Source organism: Streptomyces sp. 150FB, assembly GCF_000818195.1.
In the GTDB taxonomy this organism is placed as follows: Bacteria; Actinomycetota; Actinomycetes; order Streptomycetales; family Streptomycetaceae; genus Streptomyces.
Genome location: NZ_JTHL01000001.1, coordinates 2,863,778 through 2,879,778 on the forward strand (window position 1 = coordinate 2,863,778; position 16,001 = coordinate 2,879,778).

11 protein-coding genes and 1 pseudogene are annotated in these 16,001 nt (G+C 71.1%); 6 read left to right on the top strand and 6 right to left on the bottom strand.

Annotated elements, in window-relative coordinates; all coding sequences use genetic code 11:
* The 4 genes and pseudogenes from QR77_RS45010 to QR77_RS12090 form a co-directional block, all read left to right on the top strand.
* Nucleotides 1-130 (top strand): annotated as a pseudogene (locus tag QR77_RS45010) (LacI family transcriptional regulator); the annotation flags it as partial.
* A 140-nt stretch (nucleotides 131-270) separates the two neighbouring features.
* Nucleotides 271-1,062, top strand: a complete 792-nt coding sequence (locus tag QR77_RS12080) for a sugar phosphate isomerase/epimerase family protein (protein WP_040021598.1) — start codon at nucleotides 271-273, stop codon at nucleotides 1,060-1,062.
* A gap of 123 nt (nucleotides 1,063-1,185) precedes the next feature.
* The gene (locus QR77_RS12085; RefSeq protein WP_040021599.1) at nucleotides 1,186-2,097 is read left to right on the top strand and encodes a LysR family transcriptional regulator; all 912 of its coding nucleotides are present in this window, start codon (nucleotides 1,186-1,188) and stop codon (nucleotides 2,095-2,097) included.
* Between the two features lie 431 nt (nucleotides 2,098-2,528).
* On the top strand, nucleotides 2,529-3,170 hold the full coding sequence (locus tag QR77_RS12090) for a hypothetical protein (RefSeq protein ID WP_040021601.1): 642 nt from the start codon (nucleotides 2,529-2,531) through the stop codon (nucleotides 3,168-3,170).
* An 86-nt stretch (nucleotides 3,171-3,256) separates the two neighbouring features.
* Here the strand turns inward: QR77_RS12090 and QR77_RS12095 are convergent, their stop codons facing one another.
* Both QR77_RS12095 and QR77_RS12100 read right to left on the bottom strand, forming a co-directional pair.
* Entirely contained in the window at nucleotides 3,257-4,702 is a 1,446-nt protein-coding gene (locus QR77_RS12095; protein WP_040021602.1) for a S28 family serine protease, read from the bottom strand.
* A gap of 112 nt (nucleotides 4,703-4,814) precedes the next feature.
* Nucleotides 4,815-8,585, bottom strand: a complete 3,771-nt coding sequence (locus tag QR77_RS12100; protein WP_040027762.1) for an ABC transporter ATP-binding protein — start codon at nucleotides 8,583-8,585, stop codon at nucleotides 4,815-4,817.
* Between the two features lie 319 nt (nucleotides 8,586-8,904).
* Between QR77_RS12100 and QR77_RS12105 the strand changes: the two genes are divergently transcribed.
* On the top strand, nucleotides 8,905-9,972 hold the full coding sequence (locus tag QR77_RS12105; protein ID WP_236710611.1) for a glycosyltransferase family 39 protein: 1,068 nt from the start codon (nucleotides 8,905-8,907) through the stop codon (nucleotides 9,970-9,972).
* 34 nt (nucleotides 9,973-10,006) lie between these two features.
* On the opposite strand, the gene QR77_RS42120 is transcribed toward QR77_RS12105, so the two are convergent.
* The 4 genes from QR77_RS42120 to QR77_RS12125 all read right to left on the bottom strand — a co-directional run bounded on the left by QR77_RS42120 (nucleotide 10,007) and on the right by QR77_RS12125 (nucleotide 15,432).
* Nucleotides 10,007-11,059: a hypothetical protein gene (locus QR77_RS42120; RefSeq protein WP_052488691.1), complete on the bottom strand. Its 1,053-nt coding sequence runs from the start codon at nucleotides 11,057-11,059 to the stop codon at nucleotides 10,007-10,009.
* Between the two features lie 93 nt (nucleotides 11,060-11,152).
* Nucleotides 11,153-12,838, bottom strand: coding sequence for a thiamine pyrophosphate-binding protein (locus QR77_RS12115; RefSeq protein WP_040021606.1), 1,686 nt, complete (start codon nucleotides 12,836-12,838; stop codon nucleotides 11,153-11,155).
* Nucleotides 12,835-13,833, bottom strand: coding sequence for an agmatinase (gene speB, locus QR77_RS12120; protein WP_040021607.1), 999 nt, complete (start codon nucleotides 13,831-13,833; stop codon nucleotides 12,835-12,837). The genes QR77_RS12115 and speB overlap by 4 nt, the downstream gene beginning before the upstream one ends.
* 60 nt (nucleotides 13,834-13,893) lie before the next feature.
* Nucleotides 13,894-15,432, bottom strand: coding sequence for a sodium:solute symporter (locus tag QR77_RS12125; RefSeq protein WP_040021609.1), 1,539 nt, complete (start codon nucleotides 15,430-15,432; stop codon nucleotides 13,894-13,896).
* Between the two features lie 117 nt (nucleotides 15,433-15,549).
* Here QR77_RS12125 and QR77_RS12130 point away from each other — a divergent pair.
* On the top strand, nucleotides 15,550-16,001 hold a 452-nt coding region (locus QR77_RS12130), incomplete at its 3' end, for a PucR family transcriptional regulator ligand-binding domain-containing protein (RefSeq protein ID WP_040021611.1).

Below are 16,001 nucleotides of genomic sequence, written 5' to 3' on the forward strand. Positions count from 1 at the left end.
GCCGCTGCACGAGGCGGGCGCGCGGGCCGGCCGGCTGGCGATGGGTACGGAGACGCCGCCGCCGGGCGGGATCGCCACGATCGCGGCGGAGCTGATGGCCAGGGCGTCGACGGCGCCGCCCCGGGCGTGAGCGGCACGGGGACGGATGACGTCGGCGCATGATGTCGGCGCGTGACGGTGACGGACGACGGTGATGGATTTCGCCCGCGAGGCGGGGTACTCAGAACAGGTGCCGTGGCCGGCGGCTCGCCATCAGGAAGGAACAGCGAAGTGAAGTACGCCTTCTCGACCCTGGGAGTACCGGGTCTGCCCATCCCCGAAGTGATCGCGCTGGCGGTCGCCAACGGCTACCACGGTGTGGAGCTGCGCGGCCACCCGGAGGAGCCGGTGCACCCGGGGATCGGATCGCGCGAACGCGCGGCGGTGGTCGACGAGTTCAAGCGCGCCGGCATCGAGATCCTGACGGTCGCCGGATACGCGAGAGTCGCCGACGCGAGCCTCGACGACGAGGCGCTGCGCGAGGAGCTGGACGGCCTGCTGCGGCTGGCCGGTGACCTGGGCGCGCGGTACGTCCGTGTCTTCCCCGGCGGCGGCGACACCGACCCCGACGAGGCCGACGCGACGGCGGCGCGCCGCCTGGCGGCCGCCGGCGAGACCGCGGCGGACCTCGGCGTACACATCCTGCTGGAGACCCACGACTCGCACAGAACGGGGGCGGCCTCGGCGCGCGTACTGGGCCCGGTGGGCCACCCCAACGTGGGCGCGCTCTGGGACGTGATGCACACCTGGCTGGCCGGCGAGGACGCCAGGACCACCCACGCGGCTCTCGGCCCGTACCTCGGTTACGTCCAGGTGAAGGACATCGCGTCGGCGGACGACACCACACCGCTGGCCCTGGGCGCCGGGGTGCTGCCGCTGGCGGAGTACCTGGCGCTGCTGGACGACGAGAGCTGGGTGTGCTGGGAGTACGAGAAGCGCTGGTACCCGGGGGCAGCGGAACTGCCGGGCCAACTGCGTGCGGGGCGCGATTACTTGGAGGGGCTCAGCGGCAAGGTGGGCTGAGCGGGGCCTTCGCGCGGGCCTCCGGAGCCGGACTCAACAGGATCCCAACTCCCCCTCGGTGGTTGAATTGAGCATCGCTTACGCGTCCCGGGACAGCGAAAGCCCGCCAACCGTGAGGTGACCATGCTCGATCTGCCCCGGCTCCGCGCCCTGCACGCCGTCTCCGTCCACGGGTCGGTCGCGGCTGCCGCCTCCGCCCTCGGCTATACGCCGTCGGCGGTGTCGCAGCAGATCACCAAGCTGGAGCGGGAGACCCGTACGACGTTGCTTGAGCGGCGCGGCCGGGGCGTCGCCCTCACCGAGGAGGCGCTCCATCTGGCCGCCACCGCACAGGAGTTGCTCTCCATAGTCGAGCGCGCCGAGACCACCCTCGAAGAGCGCAGGGGCGTGCCCACCGGGCAGTTGAACGTCGGCGCCTTCGCCTCCTCGGCCCGGGGGCTGCTCCCCGGCGTCCTCGCCGAACTGGCCGGGGAATACCCCGCACTTGATGTCCGGCTGCGCGAGATGGAGCCGCACCTGTCCGTCGAACTGGTCGCCCGTGGCGCGATCGATCTCGCGATCGCCCACGACTGGGACATCGCCCCGCTGCCCGCGCCCGACGGTGTGGATCAGGCCGTCATCGGGGACGACGTGTGCGACCTGCTCGTACCGGCGGGGCATCCGCTGGCCGAGCAGGCCCTCGTACGGCGGGAGGACCTGTCGCGGCAGCGGTGGATCAGCCAGCCGCCCGGCACGGTCTGCCACGACTGGCTCATGCGCACGCTGCGCGCTGTCGGCCACGAACCTCTCATCGCCCATCAGGCCGAGGAGAACCACACCCAACTCGCCCTGGTGGCGGCCGGTCTCGGCGTCGCCCTGATCCCCCGGCTGGGGCGTGGGACGCTGCCCGGGGCCGTACGGGCCGTCACCCTCGACCCACCGCCCGTACGGCGGCTGTACGCGCTGTGGCGCACCGGTGCCGCCAGGCGCCCCGCCGTCACCGCCGCCGTGGACAGCCTCCAGCGCCACTGGCCCCGGGTCTGTACGGAAGCCTGAGCCGGGGACGGAGAGGTGCGATCCGCGCCCCGGGAACCTCCGGGCGAGCCCCCTCGTCCAACAAGGTGAGCGCCGGAGAATCTCCGCCGGGCGGCTGTCGGCCCTCGCTGCTGGCTGCGACTGCTGACTCCCCTCTCCAGGCCGCCTACGGCCGGCGCCACACCGCCATCGGTGCGCCCCCCTTTGTATGCGCCGGTGGCGGCCCCCCTCCCCCATTGGCGCCGCTGCCCGTCCGAGGCAGGCGCATCCAGCAGGCGCATCGGGCAGGCGTACGGGGCGTACGACGCACCCCCGGCGCACTACCCCCAAAAGGCGCAAAACCAGGCGCATCCCTGGCGCGGCCCGCATCCGCCCGGCACGCTGGACGCGCGGTCGACAACGGTGGCCGGGGGGCTGCTGGGTCCAGGTGGGGTGTCGGGAGTTGTAGTCCTATGCGCGATGGCCGGCTCAGGCGCCTTCCTGACCTTCTGACCTGCGCGCTGTCCTGCCTGCTGGTGTTCATGGCCCTTACGGCGTGTCAGCTCGGCCTCGGCTCCCGTGGGCCCGCCGGCGGCGGCGCTTCGGACGCGTCGGGCACCTCGTACGGCAAGGTCTTCCTGGACCGGGGCGAGTGCGGTTCGCGCGGTCCCGATCCCCGGGAGGTTCCGTGCGGCGGCTCGCGGGCGGCGGCCCAGGTGCTGCTGCGTCATGGCGCCGGGCTGGAGCCGGAGGCCGTCTGCCCGCTGCCCACCGACTTCGTGCTGCGTATCTCCGGGAGCAGCGGCCTCCCCGCGACGCGCGGTTACGCCTGTATGCGCAACCTCCAGGCCCCGCACCCCGGCGACCCGGGCGGTGGCGGCGGTCCCCATACGGTCGTCGGCGACTGCGTATACAGCTCCCGCGCCGGCGGGAGCGAGGTGGAGGAGACCTCCTGCGACCCGGCGGCCCAGGCCCAGGGAGCCCGTAAGCCGGAGTTCCGGGTGGTGGCCGCCGTGGCCGAGCGCTCGCGGTGTCCGGCGGCGACAGCGCTGTACGTACGGCTCGACCCGCTGGTGGCCGGTCAGCGGCCGGTGGGCTGTGCCCGCCGTCTGTGAACCCTGGGGCTCCGAGCCCCGAGGCCCCGAGGCCCGTGGGGGCCCCGAGCCCCGACGGCGGGCACAACTCCCGCGATGACGGCTCGTTACGGCCGCAGACCCGGCTCCCGCTCGGTCTTCTGCCGGTCGAGCTTGGCGTCGAACGTCGTCAACGGCTTCGCCTTCGCCTCGTCCTGCTGAACGGCGGCCGGAGCCACACCCGCCCAGTCCAGGATCCTGGCCGTGGCCTTCGCCTTCTGGTCGGGCACCAGACCCGCCACGTTCGCGCCGTGGTTGGCACCCGGCGCCGTCAGCACGTAACTGTCACGCGCCCCCTTGCCGAGCCGGAAGCGCTCCGAGCCCCACGGGTCGTTCTGCCCGTACACGAACAGCATGTGATCGGCGTGGTGCTGGACCCAGTTGTCGACACTCGGCATCACCTTCGGGTCGAAGGTCATCGGGATGGAACGCGGCACGAAGTTGCGCGGCGGCTGGTAGCCGTAGCGGCTCAGCTTGCCCAGGTAGGGCTGCTTGATGTCCGGCGAACCCATCTGGGTGCCCGCCTGGTAGTAGTACGGCGTGTACTGCTCCAGGCCCTGGTCCGTGTAGGCGGAGAAGCCGGAGATCGCGTCGATGGAGTCGTAGATCTCCTGGTCGGAGGCGGTCGCGGCGGTCGGGATCGACGCGCAGTCCGACAGCAGGCTGTACTGCCAGAACGCCCAGACGTAGTCCAGGACGACGGCCTCGTACGCCTTGTCCAGCGTGCCGACCGTGCTGAAGGTGGAGCCCGTCTGGGCCGCCCAGTCCTGGTACTTCTTCTCCAGCGGCCCCCGGCGGATCAGCGCCTCGCGCTGCATGGCGTCGAGCTTGTCGCGGCACTCCTTGGTGCCGACCGTGGCGAGGAACGTGTCGTACGCCGAGTCCTCCTTGTTCACCACGTCGTTGGGCGCGACGTAGGCGACGACCCCGTCCATGTCGGCCGGGTAGAAGCGCTCGAAGTAGGTGGCGGTCATGCCGCCCTTGGAGCCGCCGGTGGCGAGCCACTTCTTCGGGTAGATCTTCTTCAGCGCCGTGAAGATACGGTGCTGGTCGCTCGCCGCCTGCCAGATGTCCAGCTTCGACCAGTCGGCCGGCTGCGGGCGGGACGGTGTGAAGTAGCGGTACTCCATCGAGACCTGGTTGCCGTCGACGATCTGCGTCGGCTCACTGCGGCTCGGTGAGGTGGAGACGTTGTAGCCGCCGGTGAAGAAGACCGTGGGGCGGCTGGTGTCCTTGTGCAGCAGGGTGATGCGCTGCTGGAAGGTGCCCTTGGACGGGTGCCGGTGGTCGATCGGCTGGGTGTAGTTGAGGACGAAGAAGCGGTAGCCCTCGTAGGGCGTCTCCTGGATCAGGCTCATCCCGGGGATCGCGAGGATGCGGTCCTTGATGTCGGTGGTGTCGGTGGGACTCGCGGTGGTGTTCGTACCCCGGTCGGCGGCGGTGGCCGCACCGGCCACACCCACCGCTCCTATGACGAGTACGAGCGACAGCAGCCATCTCAGCGCCTTGCGCATTCACACTCCCTGTGTTCATGACAGACGCGCTGAACGTAACACTCCACCCGTCGCCGGAGGATCTCTTCAGCACAGCTTCAGCGGAGGACGGACCTGGGTCGCCGACGCCCCCTCAGACCGCCGCCGGCTCCCCGTCCCCGATGAAGCTCTGCCACAGCCGCGCGTACCGCCCGCCCAGCGCCAGCAGTTCGTCGTGCGTGCCGTCCTCCACGACCCGCCCGTGGTCCATCACGACCACCCGGTCCGCGCGCGCCGCCGTCGTCAGCCGGTGGGCGACCACCAGGGTCGTACGGCGGCCGATGAGCCGGTCGGTGGCCTGGTTGACCAGCGCCTCGCTCGCGAGGTCCAGCGCGGCGGTCGCCTCGTCGAGCAGCAGGATGTCGGGGTCGACGAGTTCGGCGCGCGCCAGTGCGATGAGCTGGCGCTGTCCGGCGGAGAGGTTGCGGCCGCGCTCGGCCACCTCGTGCAGATAGCCGCCCTCCAGCGTGGCGATCATGTCGTGCGCGCCGACGGACCGCGCCGCCGCCTCCACCTCGGCGTCGCTCGCGTCGGGGCGCCCGTACGCGATGGCGTCGCGCAGCGTCCCGGGGAAGAGGTAGGCCTCCTGGGGTACGACGCCGAGCCGGTGCCGGTACGCGGTCATGTCCAGCTCGCGCAGGTCGGTGCCGTCGGCCGTGACCCGGCCTGCGGTCGGGTCGTAATACCGTGCGACCAGTTTGACCAGGGTGGACTTCCCGGCGCCCGTCTCGCCGACGAACGCGACGGTCTGCCCGGCCGGAATCCGCAGGTCGACCCCGGCGAGCGCGGCTTCCTCCTCGCCCTCGCTCTCACTCACGTAGGTGAAGTGCACGTCCTCGAAGGCGATCTCGCCGCGCAGCGACGGCACCTCGCGCGGGTTCCGCGGGGAGCCGGTCGAGGTGGGCTCCCGCAGCAGTTCCTGGATGCGGCCCAGCGACACCGTCGCCTGCTGGTAGCCGTCGAAGACCTGCGACAACTGCTGTACGGGCGCGAAGAACAGATCGATGTAGAGCAGGTAGGCGACCAGCGCGCCGGTCGTCAGGGTCCCCGCCTCGATCCGTCCCGCTCCGACGATCATCACGGAGGCCGCGGCGACCGACGACAGGAACTGCACGAAGGGGAAGTAGACCGAGATCAGGAGCTGACCGCGCCGGCGGGCCGAGCGGTAGTGGTCGCTGCGGGCGGCGAACATCGCGGAGCCGTCCCGCTCGCGGCCGAAGGCCTGGACGATCCGCAGTCCCGACACCATCTCCTGGAGGTCGGCGTTCACGACCCCGATGCGCTCGCGCGCCAGCGAGTACGCCTTGACGCTCATGCGGCGGAAGAAGAACGTACCGGCGAACAGCACCGGCAGCGTCGCGAAGACCACCAGCGCGAGCTGTACGTCGATGCCCAGCAGCACGACCAGGATGCCGAAGAACGTGACCACGGCCACGAAGGCGGTGACGAGCCCGGTCTGGAGGAAGCTGGACAGGGCGTCCACGTCCGTGGTCATGCGGGTCATGATGCGGCCGGTCAACTCGCGCTCGTAGTAGTCGAGTCCGAGGCGCTGGAGCTGGGCGAAGATCTTCAGCCGCAGCGAGTAGAGGACCCGCTCGCCGGTACGGCCCGTACGGCGGGTCTCGCCGACCTGCGCGACCCACTGGACCAGCACGACCAGCAGCCCGAGCGAGGACGCGGTCCATACGGCGCCGAGCGCGAGCCGCTCCACGCCCTGGTCGATGCCGTGCCGGACGAGGACCGGCAGCAGCAGGCTCATGCCGGCGTCGACGGCGACGAGGAGCAGGCTGGTCAGCAGCGGCAGCCCGAAGCCCTTCAGCAGCCGGCGCAGCCCGTACGACTCCTCGGCGGCGACCGCGCGTGCCTCGTCGACCTCCGGGGTGTCCGTGGCGGGCGGCAGCGCCTCGACCTGCGCGAGCAGTTCGGGGGTGGCGCCCGCGGTGGCGGAGTCCTCGGCGGCCAGTTCGTCGCGTACCCAGAGGGCGGGTGTGACGCCGCGTTCGGCGTCGAACTCCGCGTCGATCTCCGCCTGGATGCTGGGTTCGTCCTCGATGGTCTCGGCGACGGACTCGGCGGTGGCCTCCGTGAGGGACTCGGCGCCGGTGGAAGCGCCGGTGAGCGCGGGGGCGTGGCCCGGTGAGACCTCGCCCAGTTCGTCCGGGTCGGTCAGCAGCCGCCGGTAGAGGGAGGAGCGCCGCTGGAGCTCGTCGTGGGTGCCGATGTCGGCGAGCCGTCCGCCGTCGAGTACGGCGATACGGTCGGCGAGGCCCAGCGTGGAGCGGCGGTGGGCGATGAGCAGCGTCGTACGCCCGGCCATCACGCCCCGCAGCGCGTCGTGGATCTCGTGCTCGACGCGCGCGTCGACGGCGGAGGTGGCGTCGTCGAGGACCAGCAGCCGGGGGTCGGTGAGGATGGCGCGGGCGAGCGCGATGCGCTGGCGCTGGCCGCCGGAGAGGGTGAGGCCCTGCTCGCCGACCTTGGTGTCGTACCCGTCCGGCAGCGCGGTGATGAAGCCGTGCGCCTGCGCGGCGCGGGTCGCGCGCAGGACGTCCTCCTCGGTGGCGTCCGGGTTGCCGTACGCGATGTTGGCGCGCACGGAGTCGGAGAAGAGGAAGCTGTCCTCGGGGACGAGCCCGATGGCGGCGCGCAGCGAGGGATAGGTCAGCTCGCGCACGTCGTGGCCGCCGACGAGGACCGCGCCGTGCGTGACGTCGTAGAAGCGCGGCAGCAGCAGCGAGACGGTGGACTTGCCGCTGCCGGAGGAACCGACCAGGGCGACGGTCTCGCCGGGGCTCATCTCCAGCGAGAAGCCGTCGAGGACGGGCCTGCCGTCGTCGTAGGCGAAGGACACGTCGTCGAACTCGACGGACGCCTCGGTCTCGGCGGGCAGCTCCTTCGTGCCCTCCTCCATGGTGGGCTCGGTGTCGATGAGTTCGAGCACCCGCTCGACCCCGGCCCGTGCCTGCTGTCCGATGGTCAGCACGACGGCGAGGTTGCGGACGGGCCCGACGAGCTGCGAGAGGTACGTGGAGAACGCCACGAACGTGCCGAGGCTGATCTGCCCACGGGTGGCGAGCCAGCCGCCGAGCGCGAGCATCGCGACCTGCCCGAGGGCGGGTACCGCCTGGAGTGCCGGGGTGTAGCGGGCGTTGAGCCTGATGGTGCGCAGCCGGCCGGCGAACAGCTTCTCGCCCACCTTGCGCAGCTTCCCGGTCTCCTGGTCCTCCTGCCCGAACCCCTTGACGACCCGGACCCCGCTGACGGCCCCTTCGACCACTCCGGCGACGGCGGCGGCCTGCGACTGCGAGTACCAGGTGGCGGGGTGCAGCTTGGCGCGGCTGCGGCGGGCGATGAACCAGATGGCGGGCGCGACCGCGAGGGCGATCAGGGTCAGCGGCGGCGAAAGGACCGCCATGATCACGATGGAGACGATGAACAGCAGGACGTTGCCGATGGTCATCGGCAACATGAAGAGCAGACCCTGGATGAGCTGGAGGTCACTGGTCGCGCGTCCGATGACCTGTCCGGTGGACAGCTTGTCCTGGCGCCGCCCGTCGAGGCGGGTGATGGTGTCGTAGATCTCAGTACGGAGGTCGTGCTGCACGTCGAGCGCGAGGCGGCCGCCGTAGAAGCGGCGGACGAAGGTCGAGGCGTAGATGACGAGCGCCGCGGCTATGAGCAGGCTGGTCCAGACGGCGAGCGAACGGGTGCCGTTGCCTATGACGTCGTCGATGACGACCTTGGTGATCAAGGGCACGAGGGCGGTGACGCCCATGCCGATGAGCGATGCCACGAGCGAGAGGATGAACCTGGTGCGGAACCGCCAGGCGTATCCCGTCAGTCGCCGTACCCAGGTCTGCTCCACCGCCGGCGCCGGTTCCGCCGGGGACTCCCCCGCCGACTCCGCCGCTGATTCCGCCGCCGCTGTCTTCGCCGCCGCCACTGATGCCGCCTTCCGTCGCCCTGCCCCGCGTCGTCCGGGCGCGCACCCCGGACAAGGAGGTTGCAACGCCCGCAACTGCGGATTTCATCCCGCCGCAATAAATGGGACCGGTCCTTTGTACGCCTCTCGCGGCGCGTAAGGTGTCGCGGACGTGCCTCAAGCGGTACGCGAGAAGCGAGTTGAATAGGCGCCCACGGTGAATAAACCCCTCCGCAGAGTGGCGCCCAGTATTGCCTGTTTTGTGGCGATTCGCCTGCTTGGTCTGATCGCTTTGGCGGTATGGGCGGGCGCCCGGGGAAAGAGCGCGCACACGCTGCTCTCCGCGCGCTGGGACTCCCTCTGGTACGTACGGGTGATCGAGCGCGGCTACGACTTCAAGCTGCGGACCGCCGACGGCCGGACGCTCTCCGACATGGCGTTCTTCCCGCTCTTCCCCTGGCTGGAGAAGGCGTTCTCGACGGTCTTCCCGCTGAGCCCGGCGGACGCGGGGCTGCTGGTGAGCGCGGTCGCCTCGATCCTCGCTGCGGCGGGCATCTTCTTCCTGGTCGAGGGGGTGTACGGGGCGCGCGCCGCGCTGTTCACGGTGGCCCTGTGGGCGGCGCTGCCGGTGGGCATCGTCCAGTCGATGGCGTACAGCGAGTCGCTGTTCACGGCGCTGGCCGTGTGGGGCGTGTACTTCGCGGTGAAGGAACGCTGGACCGCGGCCGGGCTGCTGGCCCTCTTCGCGGGGCTGACCCGCCCGGTGGGGCTGGCGGTGGCTGCCGCCGTCTGGGTGGCTGTCGCGCAGAAGGCGTACACCTCGGGCCGCTGGAACAACAAGGCGCTGCCCGGTGTCGTCCTGGCGCCGCTGGGCTTTGTCGCGTACTTCGTCTGGGTGGGCGTCAGGACCGACGACCTCCTGGGCTATCTGCATGTCCAGAACGGCTGGGGCAACGGCTTCGACGGCGGCGTCGCCTTCGCCGGGTTCATCGGCGATCTGCTGATCCACCCGCCGTACATCACCGGGGTGCTGCTGATCGCCGGGGTCGCGCTGCTGGTGTGGGTGTACCGGCGGGGCTTCGCGAAGGGGTATCCGCTCCCTCTTCAGGTGTACACCGGGCTCATTGTGGTGTTGGCGCTGTGCACGTCCGGCTTCTTCGGCTCGAAGCCGAGGCTGCTCATCCCGGCCTTCAGCGTGCTGATGCCGGCGGCGGCGTGGCTGGCTGACCGCGACCGCCGCCGGATCGTGTGGACGAGCATCCTCGGTGTACTGATCGTCGGCTCGGCGCTCTACGGAGCGTTCTGGCTGAACGGCTCGGGGCCGCCGTGACCGGCCCCTGGCCGCAAGGGTCTTCGGAGGGCCGTCAGGCCTTCGGGGAACCTTCCGGTGCGGCGGCGGCCCGCTGGTCGGCCTCGCCTCCGGGGGTGCGGTCGTCCAGCGTGATGGTGACCGGTGCTCCGGTGGAGTCGAGCGAGTCAAGACCGTCGTGAATACGGCCGTAAATGGTGGTTGCCAGCGCCCAGTCGCCGTCACCTTCGTCCGCGCTGTGCTGCGTGTTGAACAGGCAGATCAGGACGGCGATCAGGGACCGCCCCGACAGGGCTGCCGCGATGCGGTTCTCGCTGCGGTCGGTGATCTGGAGCGGCATCCGGAAGTGCGGGTGGCGGCCTGCCTGGCCGGTGATGAATTCCCAGGTGTCGCGGTGGCAGACGAGGGAGGCCGAGGAGACCCTGGCGGCCCGCCTCAGCAGGGCTCCGTGGTCCTCGGTGACCGGCGGCGCCACGGGGACGGGGGGCTCCACGGGCGGCTCGGTCGCTGTGGCGGTGCCAGTGATCTTGTCCGTACCCGTACCCGCGCCCGTATCCGTACCCGTATCCGTACCCGACGCGCGCAGTGCGGCGAGGACTGATTCCGTCACTCGTTCGACGAGGAGCGACTCGGCCGTTTCCTGCTCGGCGCCGGCCGCGCTCGCCTGGTCCTGATCCTGGTCCGGCGTACCGGCCGGCTCGTGGTTGGCGGCGCGCGGTCCCGGGGCGGGGTTCGGGAGCGCCTCCTGTGCGGCCTCGCGAGCCGCCTCACGGGCCGCCTCACGAGCCGCCTCCCTGGCGTGGGCCTCGTCCACCGCCGTCCGCAGCCGCTCGGCCTCCTCGCGCACCGACCGGAGCGCCTCGTGCACCACCCGGCTCAGTTCGTCCTTGCCCGAGGCGAACTGCCGTGTGGCGTCGAGCAGTTCCGTACGCAGGCCCTTCAACTCGGTGGCGACGGCCTCGCGGGTGTCCCGGTGGCCCGCACCGGCCTCGGTCCGCAGCAGGGCGAATCCGTCGGACAGGGAATTACGTAACTCCTGGCGCGTGTCCACCAGCGAGGTGTGCAGCATGCTCACCGCGTTGGAGTTGTCGTCCGCGTTCCGGGCCATTGACGTGCTCTTTTCTACCGTGTGCAGCAAGATGATCTTTGGCGGAACTCTGCACGGACGGCGCCGACCTGAGTCGATAATCGGTCAACCGAGTCACAGATGGGTCGGGGCGAACATCCGCAGCAGCGCGGGCAGTACCACCACCGAGGGACCCGGCGTCGCCAGTGCGGCCCTGAGGTCGGCGCGCAGGGTTTCCGGTGTCGTACGGACCGCTGGGACGCCGAAGGACTCGGCGAGGGCCACGAAGTCCGGGCGTGCGAGTTCCGTACCCGTCGTCTCACCGAAGGCGTCCGTCATGTACTCGCGCAGGATGCCGTAGCCGCCGTCGTCGACGATCAGCCAGGTGACCGGCAGGTCGTACTGGCGGGCCGTGGCCAGTTCGGCGAGCGAGTACATCGCGCCGCCGTCGCCGGAGACCGCCAGGACCGGGGTCGTACGGTCGGCGACGGCGGCGCCGAGCGCGGCGGGGAAGGCGTAGCCGAGGCCTCCGGCGCCCTGGCCCGAGTGCAGCGGGCCCGGCCAGGCCGACCACGCCCAGTACGCCAGGATCGTCATGTCCCAGAAGCTCGGGGAGGCCGCGGGGAGCGCGGCCCTGACCTCGGCGAGGATGTGCTGCTCAGCGTCCAGGTCCTGGGAGTCGATCCGCGCCCGCACCTTGGCGAGGACGGTACGGACCGCCGCCTCCGCCTCCGCCACCTGCTGGGCCTCGCGCCGCTCCTCGACCGACTCCAGCAGCGCCGACAGCGCGTTCCTGGCGTCCGCGTGGATGCCCAGCGCCGGGTAGTTGGACTCCAGTTTCCCGAGGTCGGCCTCGATCTGGATCATCCGGCCGCGCGGGCTGAACGTCCCGTAGTTCGAGGAGAGTTCACCCAGCCCCGAGCCGACCACCAGCAGGACGTCGGCGTCCTCCAGGAAGTCCGTGGTGTGCCGGTCCTCCAGCCAGGACTGGAGGGAGAGCGGGTGTTCCCAGGGGAAGGCGCCCTTGCCGCCCGCCGTGCTGACGACCGGCGCGCTCAGTTTCTCGGCGAGCGCGCGGAGCTTGCCGGCCGCGTCGGAGCGTACGACCCCGCCACCCGCGATGATGGCCGGGCGGGCCGCGTGGGACAGCAAGTGGGCCGCCACGGCGGTCAGTTCGGGGCGGGGGTGCAGCTCGGGCGGGCTCGCGTCCATCGCCGTGACGACCGGCATCGCGGTCTCGGCCAGCAGTACGTCCTGCGGGATCTCCACCCAGACCGGGCCGTGCGGCGCCGTCAGGGCCGACTGCCAGGCCGCGGCGATCGCCGACGGGATCTGGGAGGGGGTGCGGACCGTGTGCACGGACTTGACCACATCGCGGAACGAGGCCTGCTGGTCCCGCAGTTCGTGCAGATGGCCGTGGCGTCCGCCGCCCAGGCCGGCGGCGGGCACCTGGCTGGAGATCGCCAGTACGGGCGCCGAGGCGGCGGCCGACTCCTGGAGCGCGGCGAGTGAGGTGAGCGCGCCGGGGCCGGTGGACAGCAGCAGCGGGGCCACCTCGCCGGTGACCCTGCCGTAGGCGTCGGCCGCGAAGCCCGCGTTGTTCTCGACGCGCAGCCCGACGTACGCCAGGTCCGAGCGGCGCAGCGCGTCGAACATGCCCAGCGCGTGTTGCCCCGGCAGCCCGAAGACGGTCGTGGCCCCGAGCCCGTGCAGGGTCTCCACCACCAGGTCGCCGCCATTGCGGCCGGCGGGGGGCGCGAGGGCGGCCGCGGTCTGCTCGGCGGTGAACCGTACGGGCTCGTCGTCGTGGTCGTGGCTCACTTGCCCGGCACCTCCGTCTGACGCGCGGCACGGGTCTCCGCGATCTGGCGGCACATGATCGTGGTCAGTTCGTACGCCGTGTGGGACGCGGCGACCGAGGTGATCTCGGCGTGGTCGTACGCGGGGGCCACCTCGACCACGTCCGCCGAGACCAGCGAGCAGGATGCCAACCCCCTTACGATTTCGAGCAGTTCGCGCGAGGTGAGGCCGCCGGCCTCGGGCGTTCCGGTGCCCGGCGCGTGCGCCGGGTCGAGTACGTCGATGTCGATCGAGATGTACAGCGGCCGGCCGCCGATGCGCTGCCTGAGCTGGTCGACCACCTCGTCCACGCCCCGCCGCATGACGTCCGCCGAGGTGACGATCCCGAACCCCATCTTCGCGTCGTCGTCCAGGTCCTTCTTGCCGTACAGCGGGCCGCGCGTACCGACGTGGGACAGCGCCTCGGTGTCGAGGATGCCCTCCTCGACCGCCCTGCGGAACGGCGTGCCGTGCGTGTACGCGGCCCCGAAGTACGTGTCCCAGGTGTCGAGATGGGCGTCGAAGTGCAGCAGGGCCACCGGGCCGTGCTTCTTCGCGACCGAACGCAGCAGCGGCAGCGCGATGGTGTGGTCACCGCCGAGGGTCATCAACCGGGCCCCGGTGGACAGCAGTTCGTCGGCGGCGGCCTCGATGGTGTCGACGGCCTCGTTGATGACAAACGGATTCGCGGCGATGTCCCCCGCGTCGGCGACCTGCGCCAGCGCGAACGGCGACGCGTCCTGCGCGGGGTTGTACGGGCGCAGCAGCCGTGACGCCTCGCGGATCGCGTTGCCGCCGAAGCGGGCGCCGGGCCGGTAGGAGACCCCCGAGTCGAAGGGCACGCCGACGACGGCGACATCGGCGCGCCCGCCGACCTCGTCGAGGCGGGGCAGCCTGGCGAACGTGGCGGGACCCGCGTACCTGGGGATGCGGGAGGAGTCCACGGGACCGCGCGGCTGCTCGGTGCTGCTGCTCATGGCTGCGATGCCTTCTTTCTCGCGCGCGGGCTTCGCCGGCGCTTTCGGTACGGTTTGACTCTAACTGTGCGCGGGAACGGCCTCGCGGTCCGGCTCCTCGGCGCCCCGCCCCGCCACCCGCTCGCGCCACGCGGCGAGCACGGCAGCGTCGGTGGGCCTGGTGACGAGGCTGCCGACGAGGTACGCGGCGAGCGAGGACAGCAGCCCGTAGTAGATCGGCTCGTTGGCGAGGACGCCGTACCCGATCATCAGCCCGACGACGGTGAGCCCGCCGACGGTGATGGCCGCCAGCGCCCCGTACACCGTGCCGCGCCGCCACAGCAGGCCGCCGAGGATCGGTACGAGCAGTCCGGCGACGAGCAGGTTGTAGGCGACGGTCAGCGCCTCGACGACGTTGTTGAGCGCGATGGCGATCGCGATGACCACCACGCCCATGACGAGGATGAAGGCGCGATTGCCCCGCACCTCGTCGTGGCCTTCGCCCTGGCCTTCGCCCTGGCCCGCGTCCTGGCCCTCGTCGTGACCCTCGCCCTGGCCTTCGCCGTAACCCGCGTCCTTACGACGCCCGCGACTCCCGCGCAGCCGCGACCAGATGTCGTTGTTCGCCACGGTCGCGCACGCGATCAGCGCCCCCGACGAGGTCGACATCACGGCCGCGAGCGCGGCGGCCAGTACAAGTCCCCGTACCCCGATGGGCAGTTCGTCCTTGACGATGGTGGCGAACGCGTCGTCCGGACTGGTCAGGTGCGGATACATCACCTTCGCCGCCGTCCCGATGACGGCGCCGGCCACCGCGTACACCAGGCAGTACGTCCCGGCGACCGTCCCGCCGTACCGCGCGACCTTGTCGCCCCGCGCGGTGAACACCCGCTGCCAGATGTCCTGTCCGATCAGCATGCCGAAGGTGTAGATCAGCACGTAGGTGAAGATCGTCTGGCCGCCGATGCCGAACGGGGTGAAGTACTCGTGCGGCAGCCGCGCCTTCATCTCGGCGAAGCCGCCGGCCTTGACGACGGCGATCGGCAGCAGGAGCAGCAGTACCCCGATGGTCTTGACGACGAACTGCACCATGTCGGTGAGGGTGATCGACCACATCCCGCCGAGTGTGGAGTACGCGACGACGATCACACCGCCGAGGATGATCGCGACGGTGCGGTCCATGTCGAAGAGGACGTCGAAGATCGTGGCGTACGCGATGGTCGAGGTGACGGCGAGCATCAGCGTGTACGCCCACATGACGACGCCCGAGATCAGCCCGGCCTTGCCGCCGTAGCGCAGATCGAGCATCTCGGAGACCGTGTAGACCTTCAACCGGGCGATCCGCGCGGAGAAGAAGAGGGAGAGCGCGAGCAGTCCGAGGCCGATGGTGAACACCATCCACGCGCCGGACAGGCCGTTGGTGTAGCCGAGACCGACGCCGCCGATGGTGGAGGCGCCGCCGAGGACGATGGCGGCCATGGTGCCCGAGTACATCCAGGGGCCGAGCCTGCGCCCGGCGACCAGGAAGTCGCTCTTGGACTTGGCGCGGCGCATGCCCCACCAGCCCATCGCGAGCATGCCGGCCAGATAGACGACGATCACCGCGTAGTCGACTGCCATGGGGTCCTCCGTCTCGCGTGCCGGGTCCGGCGTCGGGAGTCGACGGTAGGTGGCGGACGGGAATCGCTGAAGTGTAGGTTTCATCCATATTCACCGTCGATGATGGATGGACCATCCATGCCGGAGTCCCCGCCACCCACCCCGTCCGTACCGCTGGCGGCGCTGCTGGCCGACCGGGATCTGGGTCTGCTTCCGGTCGGTCACGGGAACGATCCCGAGGTGATCGCGGCGGTCGAGGTGCGCTGGGTGCACACCTCGGAGATGAGCGACCCGTACCCGTACCTGCTCGGTGGCGAGCTGCTGCTCACGGCGGGCGTCCAGCTCACCGAGGCGCACGCGGACACGTATGTGGCGCGGGTCGTCGAGGCGGGCGCCGCCGCGCTGGGCTTCGGTGTCACGCCGGTGTACGACACGGTGCCGGCCTGGCTCGTCGCGGCGTGCGACCGGCACGGTCTGCCGCTGCTGGAGGTGCCGCCGCGTACGCCGTTCACGGCGGTCGCGCGCGGCGTGTGGCGGCTGATGGCGGAGGCACGCCACCGCGAGCTGCGCCGGGTGACGCGGGCGCAGCA

What these genes read in the sequence shown, in the direction of transcription:
- speB (WP_040021607.1), bottom strand. Translation starts at nt 13,833, where the DNA reads ATGAGCAGCAGCACCGAGCAGCCGCGCGGTCCCGTGGACTCCTCCCGC.
- QR77_RS12095 (WP_040021602.1), bottom strand. Translation starts at nt 4,702, where the DNA reads ATGCGCAAGGCGCTGAGATGGCTGCTGTCGCTCGTACTCGTCATAGGA.
- QR77_RS12090 (WP_040021601.1), top strand. Translation starts at nt 2,529, where the DNA reads ATGCGCGATGGCCGGCTCAGGCGCCTTCCTGACCTTCTGACCTGCGCG.
- QR77_RS12085 (WP_040021599.1), top strand. Translation starts at nt 1,186, where the DNA reads ATGCTCGATCTGCCCCGGCTCCGCGCCCTGCACGCCGTCTCCGTCCAC.
- QR77_RS42120 (WP_052488691.1), bottom strand. Translation starts at nt 11,059, where the DNA reads ATGGCCCGGAACGCGGACGACAACTCCAACGCGGTGAGCATGCTGCAC.
- QR77_RS12125 (WP_040021609.1), bottom strand. Translation starts at nt 15,432, where the DNA reads ATGGCAGTCGACTACGCGGTGATCGTCGTCTATCTGGCCGGCATGCTC.